The following is a 13,717-nucleotide window of genomic DNA, read 5'->3' as shown; positions in this document are numbered from 1 at the left end:
CTTCTGAAGCATCATACTCTTGACTTTCTGGAATATATTTTGAATTTATAAAGGTAAATTGAACTGAATGCAACATATATACTCTCAATCTATCGCATTGATCGGAGGCGGACCCGCAGCATTGATGATACTGAAACATATCGTTGAAAATAAACAGTATCCGAATACTATCACCATTTTCGAAAAAAATGACAGGCTGGGCGTTGGGATGCCTTACGGAAAGAATGGCTCTAATAAAGAACATGTGGCGAATATTTCTGCCTCAGAACTTCCTGATTTTGAAATCAACTTTGAAGACTATATCACCAAGCATCCGCCCCATGAATTTCCGGATTTTTATTCCAACGGCGTCTTTAACGTTAATCAAGTGATTCCAAGGTTGGTCTTGGGCAACTATCTTGAATTTTTATTTCATTGGTATATCAAAACTGTCCAAAAAGAAGGCTGTACTGTAGTTATAAAGACAAATTGTACGGTGGATGATATAGCGTTTAATAATGATAATCAATATACAATATCAACAAATTCTGAAGATCTTTTTTACGTAGACATCGTTATTCTCTGCACAGGGCATTCATGGCCGAAGAAATATGAAGAACAGGTGAAGGGATGGTTCGATTCCCCCTATCCTCCATCCAAATTTACAGCGGAACTCAATGGTCATGTTGCAATCAGGGGCACCTCACTTACTGCAGTCGATGCCGTGAAAACACTGGCAAGGCTTAACGGAACTTATGTAAGCCATGAAGACGGGAAACTCACCTATGAACTTCATGAGGGATCTGAAAACTTTAAGATCACCTTATTTTCAACAGGAGGTTTTCTGCCCGCACTGCGGTTTCACTCGGATGGAGAAGCCTACTCGAGTTCCTGGCTGATGTCCATGAAAGATATTTATGATTATAAAAGCTGCCACGGTGGTTTTGTTGATCTTGACTATGTATTTGATCTCAATTTTAAGCAACCTTTGAAAGAAAAAGATCCTGACTTCTATGAGAAAATAAAGAATCTCAACATCGAAGATTTTGCAGAACACATGCTGGAGTTAAGAAAAGAAGTTGACAGCTTCGATCTTTTTAAAGCAGAATACAGGGAGGCAGAAAAATCCATTGACCGCCAGCAGCCGATAAGCTGGAAAGAAATGCTTGCCGACTTCAGCTATGCGATGAATTATCCTGCCAAACACTTTTCTGCCGAAGATATGCTGCGGTTGAGAAAAAGCATGATGCCGTTGATCTCCGTAATCATTGCATCACTTCCTCAATCTTCGTACAGAGAGATTATATCACTATACGAAGCAGGATTGATTGATCTGATCCAGGTGGATAAAGACAGCAAAGTTGTTCCGCATGAAGAATCCGGAGCAGTTTATCATTATACCTCCGAAAATCAGCAAATATTAGAAAAACATTATTCCATCTTTATTGATGCCATCGGACAGCAACCTATTAACTATGAAGATTTTCCTTTTGAAGGCATCAAAAAAGATAACTTATTAAGTCAAGCCTATTTAAGCTTTAAGGATAATGAAAATGCAGCTGCATTGTTATCGGAGGGAAACCGACAAGTTTACAAAGGTTACAACGATAATTACTATTTACGGATCCCAGGATTGGAAATCAATGATTATTTCCAGGCTATGAATTCATACGGTGAAATTATCAGCGGACTCTACATTATGGCAGTGCCTCTGATCGGCGGTCTAAATCCTGATTATTCAGGCCTCGATTTCTGTGATACAGCAGCTGAAAGAATTGTATCATCTTTATTTGCAGACCAATTGGAGAAGCCTGATGCAGAGGAACAGGATGAAATAGCGAGCTGATTCTGGCTATATTTTCTATTTTTCATGTGAAAATTATTTCCTGCCGCTAAATGAATGATTTATGAAATGATAAAATCCCAATTTGTCACTGAAATACTTTTTATATATTTTAAATTTAAATTTTCAAAGAAGGCCTGTAAGCCTTCTTTTTGATTGGGGGGAGTAAGGCAATAAATAATTCTTAAAGTTTAACCTAATTTCTTTATTCCGGAAATAATACGCTGTCTGTGATTAAGACCCCAGTCTGCTATTACACTGGTCAATTCTTTAAGTGATTTGCCATATTCGGTAATTTCATATTCTACAGCTACAGGTGTTGTAGATAACACATGGCGTTCAATTAATTCATTAATTTCCAAATCCTTCAGCTCACGACTGAGCATCTTGCCAGAAATTCCTTTAACCTCTTTCAGAAGTTCGGAATACCGCATTGGTTTGTAGCATAGACAAGCAATAATGGACATTTTCCACCTTCCATTTAAAATTTCCATTGTATCATTAATCGCCAATATTTTTTGGCTGCAATCTTTTATTAAATCAAATTCTTGTTTCATACCATTCACTTGGTTACTCGGCTGTCACTATAACTTTTTGTCACTTGGTTACAAAGGTACACAATGAAATTATAACTTTGTCCATCTAAATATATAATATCAAAATGGAACTGATCAACAATTTAAAATGGCGTTATGCTACCAAAAAATATTCAGAGGAAATAATCAGCGAAGACAAAATTGACAAGATTATTGAAGCCATCAATCTCAGTGCATCTTCCTGTGGGATCCAGCCTTATCGTTTGTTTGTTATAACCAATCCTGAAGTGAGACAAAGATTGTCTGAAGGCTCATTCAATGAACAGATCCATGCTTCCTCTCATCTATTAGTATTTGCTGCATTTAATGATATTACAAACGACTATATTACAGAATATATTGAAATGATGGAGCGAGAGCGCGGATTGGAAAAAGGAGAACTTAATATATTGAAAGAAGCTGTTATAAGCCATTTCTCCACCCAAACTCAGGAACAAAACGCCATCTGGTCTAGTAAACAGGCTTATATCGGTGTAGGCACAGCATTGATAGCTGCCGCAGAACTCAAAGTGGATGCAACACCGATGGAAGGCTTTGATCCAAAATTATTTGACGAAGTTTTAGGATTATCGGAAAAGAACCTTCATGCATCGGTTATCGTTTCTCTGGGCTACAGGGATGCTGCAAATGATTATCTATCATCGGCAAAAAAAGTTCGCTTACCAATTAATCAATTTTCAATTAAAATAAAATAATCTTGAAAAGGAAAAATAGTTCTAATTACTTACTTATATTTAAAATTTTCGGATTTTAAATGTTATAATCCTTCGAAAATTAAAAGAATGCAATTATATATTTGAAATGTACTAATCAAATTTATAATTGCATTCTTTATATTAATATTTGCTGGGAATTGCTAGCTTTATTAGTACACAATTCTTTTACTCTTTATCTTTAAGTGTATGAAAAAAATCCAATTCTATATCATAACTCATTAATTAACCTAAATGTCAGGTTAATGCGCTCTTTCATCGGAATATTAGACTTAGCAATTCGATGTTCCCAGTTTTCCTGTAAATCACCCTTCATGATGAGGAGTGAGCCGTGAGGAAGCGGTAAGCTGTATTTGCTTTGATGATGATCTTTCTTTCTGAAATCAAAGTTTCGGGTCTGTCCAAGACTTATAGATGCAATCACTGGTCGTTTTCCATAACGGCTTTCTTTATCTCTATGCCATGCCACCGAATCGTTATTATCACGATACAGGTTTAATAATACACCATTGAACTGATAACCAAATTCTTTTTCTATCCTTTCTTTTAAAGCATAAAGTTCGGGAGTCCAAGCATTAGTACCTGAAACATTTCCATCTAAATCGTAAGAACTATCGTTCCCTCCATACCATGCAGTAAGGCGGGGTGTTATAACTGTTTTATCATACATCTTTTGGGTACGTTGCTCCCAAGGTGCTGTTTTCAGCAATATATCTTTAAGTTTATCAGCATCTTCTTTGCTAACAAAGTTCTCTTTGTATTCCAAAAGGTCTTTTGGAAATTCATAAAATTCTTCTGCTTCAAATAAACTTAGCTGATTCATTGTAGTTTCTGTTAACTATCGAATTTAAATAACTTTTTTTTTCCTTAATTCAAATGAATTCAATCCTTATCACCCATTCTTTCTTTGATCTGTTTGATATCGATCTTGATCTCTGTCATAAAGTTTTGAATATTGCGTTCTGCAAATTCATCAGCTCCATATTCTATAGTATTGATGCTACAGGCAAATTCCCAGATCTCTTTAATGTCAGGTAATGGAATTTTATAAGGCTCGTAGAAACTGTTGTCTGCCTTTACCCAAATGCCGTCAGCTTCGTGAAACTGAAATCTCTTATAACTGATCCCATCATTGGTAGTGATGAAAACGTACGTTCTGTCTGTTTTCAGATCCGAAAGATTTTCAACGTATTTCCCTACGATGTAGGTACCGTTCTTATAGGGCGGCATTGAATCGCCGTCCGCAGGAAATGCCCTGAACTTTCCACCTTTTAGGAAGGGTAAGGAGATCGTTTCAAGACCTTCAATATATTCAGGATCACCATAGCCGTTCAGATAACCCATAGACGCTTTATGTGGAATGATCTCGATCTGATCGTTTCCATTATAATCGACCCTGATAGGCAGAACGATCCGGTTGTCTGGAAGCTCCATAATCTCATCGATAGGATATTTGGTCAGATTAATAGTCAGTAATAAATCGATGCTGACATTATAATATTTTGAGATTTTGATTAAAATCTCATTGGGAGGTGATGCGGCATCATCTTCATATTTACCGTATCTGCCTCTGGTGATTAAGAGATCATCAGCAACCTTCTGTTGTGAAAGATTGAGCTTACCCCTTAAATACCGCATGTTTTCTGACAAAATTGACATTGCTATAAATTATAGCAACAAATATACAATTTTTTGCTACAAATCGTAATAATTTTGTCAAATGGAAAGAGCAATTGCACATATGGATCTGGATACTTTCTTTGTTTCCTGTGAACGGCTAAGAGACTCTGTATTGGAGAATCAGCCTGTGATCATAGGTGGCGGAGATCGTGGTGTGGTGGCGTCCTGCTCTTATGAAGCGAGAAAATTCGGGGTTCGTTCTGCAATGCCGTTAAGAATGGCTCTTCGTTTATGTCCAGAAGCCAAGGTCATCAAGGGAGATATGGAATTCTATTCCAAAATGTCCCACGAGGTGACTGAAATTATCCAGGAAAAAGTTCCGGTTATGGAGAAAGCCAGCGTGGATGAATTTTACCTGGATCTTTCAGGAATGGATCAATTTTTCGGCTGCTATCAATGGACATCAGAAATTGCGAATGCTGTAAAGAAAAATACGGGACTACCGATTAGTTTTGCATTGTCAACCAATAAAACCGTTTCAAAGATCGGAACCGGAGAAGCTAAGCCCGCCGGAAAACTGGAATTAAAACCGCAATTTATACAGCCATTTCTAAATCCTTTATCCGTCCGAAAGATCCCCATGGTGGGCGATGTGACTTTTGAACTGCTGTCGAGGTTGGGCGTAAGAAAGATTGAAACTTTGTCCAAGATGCCTGTGGATGTTCTTCAGGAATTGATTGGCAAGAATGGAACGGAACTCTGGAAAAAAGCCAATGGTATTGATTTAAATCCCGTGATTCAATATTCAGAACGAAAGTCTATATCTACTGAAACTACTTTTGCTGAAGACACCATCGATGTTCAGAATATCAGGAGCATTCTTTCCGGGATGGTGGAACAGCTATGCTACCAGCTGAGACATGAGAAATGGCTGACCTCAACGGTTTCTGTAAGAATCAGGTATGCCAACTTTGATACGGAAACCAAGCAATGCAAAGTTCCGTATACCTCAGCAGACCATACCTTGCTGAAATATGTCCTTGAGCTTTTTAAGAAAGTATATACGAGAAGGATGAGGATTCGTCTTGTCGGAGTCAGGTTTACAGGGCTGGTACACGGAAGCCATCAGATGGATCTTTTTGAAGACACCGAAGAGCTTATCTCATTATATCAGGCAATGGACAAAATGAAAGACCGTTTTGGTGCTAAAAGCCTAGGAAGAGCTTCGGGCTTTTTAACTCAATAGAATAGATACATTATGTTTCTCAACTGTCACACATATCATAGCCTTCGTTATGGGACTATTTCTGTTGAAGATCTGGTCGAAATGGCTTTGGAATATAAGCTGAAAGTTTTGGCATTAACGGATATCAATACGGTAACCGGAATTTACCAGTTTTATAAACTGTGTCAGGATAAAGGTATTAAGCCGATTGTCGGTGTTGATGTCAGGGTTGAAAATGAACCGAATTATATCTGCTTAGCGAAGAATCCTAAAGGGATAGCAGAGGTCAACAAGCTTTTGACTGATTATAATTGTGACGGGATCGAGGTTCCTAAAGTTAATCCTTTATTGGAAAACTGTTTCGTCATCTATTCTTTGCAGAATATCCCTGAAGTATTATCGGAACACGAATTTATAGGTATCAGGCAGGATGAATTGAATTTATTGGTCAAGCCGGAACTCAGATCTTTGATCCACAAAATGGTTATCCTGCATCCGGTAACTTTTAAGACGGATGATGAATTTGAACTTCATAAAGTGCTGCGTGCAATCGATGGCAATACACTCTTTACAAAACTGGCTGAAACGGATTATTGCAGAAACAATGAATCTTTTGTCGATAAGAAAAAGCTTTTGAATCAATTTACAGAATACCCTGAAATCATTGAGAACACCAAATTTATTGTTGATCAATGCAGCTTTGATTTTGATTTTAAAACGCCCAAGAATAAAAAGCATTTTACAAAGAGCAAGGAAAATGATTTTAAATTACTGTCAAAACTGGCTTATGAAGGATTGGCCCGAAGATACCCTGATCGAAACAGGCAGGCTGTTGAACGGGTTGAAAAAGAACTGACCGTAATTGACCAGTTGAATTTCTGTGGTTATTTTTTGATTACCTGGGATATTATCCAATACAGCAACCGTATGGGGTTTATGCACGTTGGAAGAGGAAGCGGAGCCAACAGTATTATTGCCTATTGTTTAGGTATTTCTGATATCTGCCCTTTGGAACTGGATTTGTACTTTGAGCGCTTTTTGAACCTCAACAGGAAAACACCTCCTGACTTTGATATCGACTGGAGCTGGAAGAACCGCGATGCTATTTTGGAATACATTTTTGATAAATACGGCAAAGATCACGTGGCATTTTGCGGAACCAATGTTGAATTTAAAAGAAAATCAAGGTTCAGGGAGCTGGGAAAAGTATTTGGGCTGCCTAAAGATGAACTGGATCAGCTGTCGAAAAAACCTAAAGAATTACATGATCAAAATGCTGTTGTTCAGGAGATCTATAAATATGAACAGATGATGATCGGTTTTCCTAATCAAAGGAGCATGCATTCCTGCGGGATTTTAATTTCTGAAGAACCTATTACCAATTATTCTGCCTTGGAATTTCCGCCAAAGGAATTTCCTATCGTACAGTTCGACATGCATACAGCAGAAGAAATTGGCTTGGAAAAATTTGACATCCTTTCGCAAAGAGGTTTAGGCACCATTAAAGATGCTGTTAACCTGATTGAAGAAAAGAGAGGGATTACGGTCGATATTGAAGATACAACGATTTCAAAGAATGAAGAAAAATGTAATGAGCTTTTGAGTATTGGAAAAACCATCGGTTGTTTTTATATCGAATCACCCGCAATGCGCGGATTATTACGAAGGCTTAAATGTGACAATTACAAAGTATTGGTTGCTGCCTCCTCCATCATTCGTCCGGGTGTAGCACAAAGCGGTATGATGCGTGAATATATTTTTCGCCATAATCATCCCGGTCAATTTGAATATTTTCATGAAGTGTTTGAAAAGGAACTGGGCGAGACTTATGGCATTATGGTATATCAGGAAGATGTGATCAAAATTGCCCTTCATTACGGCGGAGTTTCCGCAGAGAATGGTGATGTTCTGCGTAGGGCGATGAGCGGAAAAGGAAGATCACTGTCAGCTTTGCAACAATTAAAAGATGATTTTTTCGAATCCTGTAAGAAAAAAGGTCACCCTGAGCAGCTCTCTCAGGAGGTCTATCGACAGATCGAATCTTTTGCGGGGTATTCTTTTTGTAAAGCCCATTCAGCTTCCTACGCGGTGGAAAGCTATCAGAGTCTTTATTTAAAAGCGTACTACCCTATTGAGTTTATGGTCTCTGCGATTAATAATGGCGGTGGCTTTTATAGAACAGAAGTCTATGTCCATGAAGCCAAAATGGCTGGTGCTAAAATTCATAATCCTTGTGTAAACCTCAGCGAATTTCAAACTACGGTATATGGAACAGATGTGTACTTAGGGTTGATGCATATTGAGAAGTTGGAAGCTGCCGTTAAACTATTTATTCCTCAGGAACGAAAAGAACATGGTGATTACAAATCGTTAGAAGATTTTGTCAAAAGAGTCAACATCGGTATTGAAACTTTACAGACACTTATTTTTGTCGGGGCTTTCAGATTCACAGGCAAACAGAAACACGAGCTATTGATCGAAGCAAGGTTTCTTTTGTCAAAAAATCAATACAAAACGAAGATCATTTCTTTATTTGAAGAACCTCAAAAAGATTATCAGCTACCTCTTATAGAAAGAGATCCTTTTGAAGATGCGTTCGACGAAATTGAAATATTGGGCTTTCCTGTGTCTTATTCTATTTTCGATTTATTGAAGATCAAATACAGAGGCGATGTAATGGTTAAAGATCTTTTGAAGTACCATAAGAAGCAGGTGAGAATGTTAGCTTATCTGATTTCCAGAAAACACGTTCCGATTAAAAATAAATATGGAAATAGAGACGATATGTATTTCGGAACCTGGATTGATGCCAATGGCGACTATTTTGATACAGCTCATTTTCCGGACAGCCTTTCGAAGTTTCCTTTTAAAGAGGGTGGAATTTATCTTCTATTAGGAACCGTTGAAGTGGATTATCATTTCCCGACTATTACCATAACAAAAATGGCAAAAATGCCACTTATTGCTGATCCCAGATATTCAATGGATGAGGAAAAAGCGAAGGAAGTTGAAAATGGTCTGCGGGAAGATGTGAGCTTGACTTTTCGCGCTCCTTATCCGCAAGAATTTGAGATTGGGTTGCCTAGAAAAAAATTGATCTGAAAATAAAAGTAAGTAAATGATATTGACTGTAAACATTTATTATCCGACAAACTCAGTATATCAAATTACTCGCTATTCTTACTCCTTTATTTAATCCATCGCACGAAACCGCATCGGTGTCATCTGCATATTTTTCTTGAAGAAATTATTAAAATGCGTAGCCTCTTTGAACCCCAGTGAATAGGCAATTTCGGCAACATTCCATTCGGTATGTCTCAATAAAATCTTTGCCTCCTGTAATAAACGCTCAGTAATGATCTCCGAAGTCGTTTTTTCAGTGATCTCTTTAACGGCCCGGTTGAGGTGATTGACATGAACGGAGAGCTGACCGGCGAATTCAGAGGGTGAACGAAAGTTGATCCGCTGTCTCGCATCTTCGATAGGAAACTGACGCTCCAACAGCTCAAGGAACAGATGGGTGATCCGCTGAGAAGCATTAGCCTTTTGTTTTTCAGCTTTTGAGGCCGGTTTCATTTTAAGTGTATAATGGAGTAATTCAAACACCAGGTTTCTCAACAGATCATATTTATGGGCATAATCTGAGGCCAACTCAGTCTGCATCTTCGTGTAAACCTGCTTTATATTTTCCAATTGCTCATCTGTCAGCTCGAAGACCGGTATCACGTCAGGTTTAAAAACTTCATAATCATTCAGGTTTCCGAAATGATGAAAAAAAGAAGGTGTAAACACACAGAAGAATCCTGCCTTCTGACCATCGATCCATTCAAATTTGTAAGGGATCTGCGGATTGGTGAAAAAAATTGCCTGCTTTTGAATATCAATGACCTTGTCAGCATAATGGATCCGGTTTCGGCCGACGATCAGGGTGATCTTAAAATAATCTTTCCGGCTGTAGACCAATGGTTTAGCATTTTTACCGATATACTCATCGATGGTAAAGACATTGAAGTGCCCTACCCCGTTACGGATATTTTCAGGTACCCGGTCAAATTTCGACTGGTAAAATTCTTCCAGTGACTGCATTTTCTCCATGTAATAAATATACAAAAATCAAACAAAAAAAACACTGCCACTTTCGAATGGCAGCGTTATTAATTTAGATTCAGATGGTCATTTAAAAATCGGTAGAAAATGAAATATCCTTATTGATATCCAGTTCCTCTGATAACAAGCCTATCTTGTACTTTGCACGGTTGTAGGCATCGCTTCCCAAATACAAGCGTACCGGCGGATTCGGATTTTCAGCAAGATCGATCAGGACACAGGCCAGCTTGTCGGGATCTCCAGCCTGCGTTCCGTTCATGGCAGCGTATTTTTGGTGTGAAGCTCTAATCGCATTGTATCCTTCAACTTTATTCTCAGCGAAAACGAGAGAGCCTTCTTCCAGAAACTCGGTGCGGAAAGCGCCCGGCGCCACTACCGTTACTTTAACACCGAACTCTTTCACATCTTCTGCCATGACCTCGGACAGTCCCGTTACCGCATATTTTGTTGCGGCGTAAATGGCCCAGCCGATTCCCGGCGCAAATCCTGCAATTGAAGAAATATTGATGATGTTTCCTGACTTCTGTTGCCTGAAGTAAGGCATGACCGACTGCATTGTCTTAATCACAGCCATAACGTTAATGTCAAAACTGTCCCTGATCTCTTTTTGGTTCAATTCTTCCACAGCACCACCGATGCCATAGCCCGCATTATTGACCAAAACGTCTATTTTCCCGAAGTGTCCGACAGTCTTTTCAAATGCCTTGCTGACAGATTCTCCGCTTGTCAGATCTACTTCCAGCGGTAAGAACTGCTGTTTGTCAAATTCTCCGACAGCCTCCATTAAACTCTGCGCTTTTCTGCTTGTTGCAGCGACCCTATAACCGCTTTCGATAAGTTTTCTCACCAGTGAAAGCCCCATTCCTTTGGATGCTCCCGTTACTAACCATACTTTGTCTGTTTCCATATCTTGATCTTATTATGATACAAAATTAGAATGACTGCCGAAGTCTGTTGTAACAGAATTGAAACAATATATTACGAAAATCAAACAAGTTTAGACAGCCTGTTTGATTGTCATTTTTAAGTATACCCTACACAGGAGAAATTTTCAAATGATCAATCCAGAAAAGTATCCGGGATTTTAAGACATACTGTTTATTCACCTCTAACAGATGATCGTCTAGAAATATAACAAAGAGTATTCTGATCAATTTCAGTTGTTGATCAAAACACCTTTGATCACCTATATTCTATATGATTATTTTTCCCTGATCTTCCTCTTGTGATCTCTTCCCCATTTTTCCAGGGGCTTTGCAATTTCCTGTAAGCTTAATCCATAATCCGTCATAGTGTATTCTACCTTGACTGGATAATCGTCTGTGACCTTTCTGTCGATCAATAGATTTTCTTCCAGATGTTTTAATTCCTTAGACAAAACCCGGTTGGTTATCTTCGGTATTGAATTTAAAATTTCATTGAATCTTGTATTGCCTTGATAGATAGAAAGGATAATCGGCATCTTCCATTTGCCACCGATGACAAACATAGTATCCTGGATGGCGTTGATCTTTTCCTGGAAATAATGTTTTTTTTCCGTCATAATAATTTAAGTATACTTTTGTATACAGGTATCAAATGTATATCTTTTTGCCAGTAATTTTGTAAAAGAACATTTAAAATTTTATAAAATGAAGACAATATTCATCACCGGAACCTCATCAGGAATAGGCAAGTCAACCGTTAAATTATTTCAACAAAGAGGCTGGAAGGTCATCGCTACAATGCGCGATCCCGAAAAGGAAACGGAACTTGATCAATTGGACCATGTTATTCTTTTGCCTTTGGATGTTACTGACCTGGAACAGATCAGGTCGACCGTAGAAAAAGCTTTATCGCTAGGACCGATCGACGTGGTCGTGAACAATGCGGGATATGGGCTGATGGGTGCGTTGGAATCCTTTTCCGATGAGAACATCGTGAAACAGGTGGAAACGAATTTTCTGGGAACAGTTCGGGTAACACAAGCTTTTACACCTCACTTCAGAGAAAATAAAAATGGACTGTTCATCAATATAACATCCATCGGCGGACATACCAGCTTCCCGTTCACCAGTATTTACAATGGTACGAAATGGGCGGTTGAAGGCTGGAGCGAATGTCTTTCAATAGAGCTATCGATGTTTGGTATCGGTGTTAAGACCGTTGCTCCGAGCGCCACGAAAACGGAGCTGTTTAACCATAATTCAGATGTCACTGCACTACCGTATTATGATTCAGCGGAAGAAAAAATGCTTAGTATGATCAAACCCGATTCTTCACCTGATGAGATTGCGGAAGTGATCTTTGTAGCAGCAACCGACCAAAAAGACAAGTTGCGTTATTTTGCAGGAACAAAGGCACAGGCTATTTACGATAGACGTCAGCAAATTGGAGCGGAAGCCTCTGTCAAAGAGATCAAAAAGATCTATTTCGACGGGTTGTAAAGAAGTAAACATCCATCAGATCAATATGAGTTATAGGCTTTGTCCTATACCTCATATTGATTGTCTGAGGATGATATAACTCGTGACACATAATCCCGGGATTAAAAAATGACGTTTTTATAACTGTGATCTGCAACAAACTTTGTAATTCAATTTAACGGATAACAATTATAATTTGTTGAATCTCATTATAGTGTTCTTAATACTTATTGTAAGATTTCCAGTCAATATTATCTTTTGCCCATTGTTTGGCAGAGGTTGTCGGGATTCCGTTCTTCCCATTGAAGGTATTCTCTAATGGCCACGAAACACCTTTTCCTGCTCCGAATATCGAACGGTATTTTTTAACGAAATTGGTGGGATCGTTTTTAAGGTCATCTGTGATCTCTCCCATATCGGAAAGTGTACGCTCATACTTCTGGCCTGATAATGATTCTGCAATATCAGCAAGATCTCCGTAGGTTATTGTATCACCCGCAATATAGACAATCTCATTCTCTATCTGCGGTTCTGTAAAGAAGATCTCAGCGGTAAGACGGCCAATATCATCCGGTGTCGTCAATGTAACTGCCGTATCCCATCCGCCAATGGCATTGATCGACTTATTTTCCAGATCTAAAATACCGAAGAAAGGTTCAAAAAGATAACTAGTGAACATGCCTGTGGAGATGATGACCCATCTTGTGGCACTTTGCGATCTCAAAAGCTCTCTTACATCAAGCTGCTCATCAAAAAGGTCCTGCGCACTTCCCCGTCCTATTTCCTCAAAGTCCACGCCGAACTGCCAGGGAAAGTATCTTTTGACACCGGCATCCAGTACGGCATTGGCCAATTTCAGCTGAAAACCTCCTGCGCCTGTTCCATAACCTGTACATGAAACAACAGCGTCGTAATTTCTGAAAATATCGATAAGCTCAGCAGAGGAAGCGGAAAGGTCGCCTGCAAGCAATTCCACCCCTAACTCCCGGATCTCTGTGACATTCCTTTTCTTATCAGGATCTTCAGAATTGATCGTTGTTTCTCTAAGCAGTACGGTGACTGTAACGTTATGGTAGCTTTTAGACTTTTTTGCTATATTTCTGATCACCGGCATTCCTAATTCGCCTGCGCCCAAAATTAAAATTGATTTATTTTTCATTGTAAAAAAATTAAGTATTGGAATTGAAATTCGTTCATTGCTGATCAATTCACTTCCTTTTTCTTCTACA

General features: G+C 38.7%; 12 protein-coding genes. 5 read left to right on the top strand and 7 right to left on the bottom strand.

The genetic code is table 11. The features are described from left to right. Positions 1 to 67 precede the first annotated feature (67 nt). Positions 68 to 1,825 carry an FAD/NAD(P)-binding protein gene (locus tag LUD75_RS12585; protein ID WP_232706047.1) on the top strand — a complete coding sequence of 586 codons (1,758 nt, stop codon included), beginning with the start codon at positions 68 to 70 and terminating at the stop codon, positions 1,823 to 1,825. A 188-nt stretch (positions 1,826 to 2,013) separates the two neighbouring features. Here LUD75_RS12585 and LUD75_RS12580 read toward each other — a convergent pair whose 3' ends face one another. Further along, a complete protein-coding gene (locus LUD75_RS12580; protein ID WP_232706046.1) occupies positions 2,014 to 2,379 on the bottom strand; it encodes a helix-turn-helix domain-containing protein in 366 nt (121 codons plus the stop codon). A gap of 104 nt (positions 2,380 to 2,483) precedes the next feature. On the opposite strand from LUD75_RS12580, the gene LUD75_RS12575 reads away from it, so the two are divergent. Continuing rightward, positions 2,484 to 3,113: a nitroreductase family protein gene (locus tag LUD75_RS12575; RefSeq protein WP_232706045.1), complete on the top strand. Its 630-nt coding sequence runs from the start codon at positions 2,484 to 2,486 to the stop codon at positions 3,111 to 3,113. Between the two features lie 229 nt (positions 3,114 to 3,342). Here the strand turns inward: LUD75_RS12575 and LUD75_RS12570 are convergent, their stop codons facing one another. Then, the gene (locus LUD75_RS12570; protein WP_232706044.1) at positions 3,343 to 3,954 is read right to left on the bottom strand and encodes an alpha-ketoglutarate-dependent dioxygenase AlkB; all 612 of its coding nucleotides are present in this window, start codon (positions 3,952 to 3,954) and stop codon (positions 3,343 to 3,345) included. Positions 3,955 to 4,013: 59 nt separating this feature from the next. Further along, positions 4,014 to 4,769, bottom strand: coding sequence for a helix-turn-helix domain-containing protein (locus LUD75_RS12565; protein WP_232706043.1), 756 nt, complete (start codon positions 4,767 to 4,769; stop codon positions 4,014 to 4,016). Positions 4,770 to 4,851: 82 nt separating this feature from the next. Between LUD75_RS12565 and dinB the strand changes: the two genes are divergently transcribed. Both dinB and dnaE read left to right on the top strand, forming a co-directional pair. Beyond that, positions 4,852 to 5,997, top strand: coding sequence for a DNA polymerase IV (gene dinB / locus LUD75_RS12560; protein WP_232706041.1), 1,146 nt, complete (start codon positions 4,852 to 4,854; stop codon positions 5,995 to 5,997). Between the two features lie 12 nt (positions 5,998 to 6,009). After that, positions 6,010 to 9,078 (top strand): DNA polymerase III subunit alpha, encoded by a 3,069-nt coding sequence (dnaE, locus tag LUD75_RS12555; protein WP_232706039.1) that lies wholly within the window; start codon positions 6,010 to 6,012, stop codon positions 9,076 to 9,078. Between the two features lie 90 nt (positions 9,079 to 9,168). Here the strand turns inward: dnaE and LUD75_RS12550 are convergent, their stop codons facing one another. The 3 genes from LUD75_RS12550 to LUD75_RS12540 form a co-directional block, all read right to left on the bottom strand. Beyond that, positions 9,169 to 10,062, bottom strand: coding sequence for an AraC family transcriptional regulator (locus tag LUD75_RS12550; RefSeq protein WP_232706038.1), 894 nt, complete (start codon positions 10,060 to 10,062; stop codon positions 9,169 to 9,171). Positions 10,063 to 10,153: 91 nt separating this feature from the next. Then, positions 10,154 to 10,990 carry an SDR family oxidoreductase gene (locus LUD75_RS12545; RefSeq protein WP_232706037.1) on the bottom strand — a complete coding sequence of 279 codons (837 nt, stop codon included), beginning with the start codon at positions 10,988 to 10,990 and terminating at the stop codon, positions 10,154 to 10,156. A gap of 294 nt (positions 10,991 to 11,284) precedes the next feature. Continuing rightward, positions 11,285 to 11,626: a helix-turn-helix domain-containing protein gene (locus LUD75_RS12540; RefSeq protein ID WP_074234333.1), complete on the bottom strand. Its 342-nt coding sequence runs from the start codon at positions 11,624 to 11,626 to the stop codon at positions 11,285 to 11,287. 88 nt (positions 11,627 to 11,714) lie between these two features. On the opposite strand from LUD75_RS12540, the gene LUD75_RS12535 reads away from it, so the two are divergent. Beyond that, positions 11,715 to 12,509 carry an SDR family oxidoreductase gene (locus tag LUD75_RS12535; RefSeq protein WP_232706036.1) on the top strand — a complete coding sequence of 265 codons (795 nt, stop codon included), beginning with the start codon at positions 11,715 to 11,717 and terminating at the stop codon, positions 12,507 to 12,509. Between the two features lie 199 nt (positions 12,510 to 12,708). Here the strand turns inward: LUD75_RS12535 and LUD75_RS12530 are convergent, their stop codons facing one another. Next, a complete protein-coding gene (locus LUD75_RS12530; RefSeq protein ID WP_232706034.1) occupies positions 12,709 to 13,647 on the bottom strand; it encodes an aromatic alcohol reductase in 939 nt (312 codons plus the stop codon). Positions 13,648 to 13,717 lie beyond the last annotated feature (70 nt).

Origin of the sequence: Epilithonimonas sp. JDS, assembly GCF_021261315.1 — a bacterium.
Classification (GTDB): Bacteria; Bacteroidota; Bacteroidia; order Flavobacteriales; family Weeksellaceae; genus Epilithonimonas.
This window is presented reverse-complemented; position numbering and strand designations above follow the sequence as displayed.

Excerpts from the sequence above, each read along its gene's own strand:
- LUD75_RS12585 (WP_232706047.1), top strand. The coding sequence starts at position 68 with ATGCAACATATATACTCTCAATCTATCGCATTGATCGGAGGCGGACCC.
- LUD75_RS12580 (WP_232706046.1), bottom strand. The coding sequence starts at position 2,379 with ATGAAACAAGAATTTGATTTAATAAAAGATTGCAGCCAAAAAATATTG.
- LUD75_RS12575 (WP_232706045.1), top strand. The coding sequence starts at position 2,484 with ATGGAACTGATCAACAATTTAAAATGGCGTTATGCTACCAAAAAATAT.
- LUD75_RS12570 (WP_232706044.1), bottom strand. The coding sequence starts at position 3,954 with ATGAATCAGCTAAGTTTATTTGAAGCAGAAGAATTTTATGAATTTCCA.
- LUD75_RS12565 (WP_232706043.1), bottom strand. The coding sequence starts at position 4,769 with ATGCGGTATTTAAGGGGTAAGCTCAATCTTTCACAACAGAAGGTTGCT.
- dinB (WP_232706041.1), top strand. The coding sequence starts at position 4,852 with ATGGAAAGAGCAATTGCACATATGGATCTGGATACTTTCTTTGTTTCC.
- dnaE (WP_232706039.1), top strand. The coding sequence starts at position 6,010 with ATGTTTCTCAACTGTCACACATATCATAGCCTTCGTTATGGGACTATT.
- LUD75_RS12550 (WP_232706038.1), bottom strand. The coding sequence starts at position 10,062 with ATGCAGTCACTGGAAGAATTTTACCAGTCGAAATTTGACCGGGTACCT.
- LUD75_RS12545 (WP_232706037.1), bottom strand. The coding sequence starts at position 10,990 with ATGGAAACAGACAAAGTATGGTTAGTAACGGGAGCATCCAAAGGAATG.
- LUD75_RS12540 (WP_074234333.1), bottom strand. The coding sequence starts at position 11,626 with ATGACGGAAAAAAAACATTATTTCCAGGAAAAGATCAACGCCATCCAG.
- LUD75_RS12535 (WP_232706036.1), top strand. The coding sequence starts at position 11,715 with ATGAAGACAATATTCATCACCGGAACCTCATCAGGAATAGGCAAGTCA.
- LUD75_RS12530 (WP_232706034.1), bottom strand. The coding sequence starts at position 13,647 with ATGAAAAATAAATCAATTTTAATTTTGGGCGCAGGCGAATTAGGAATG.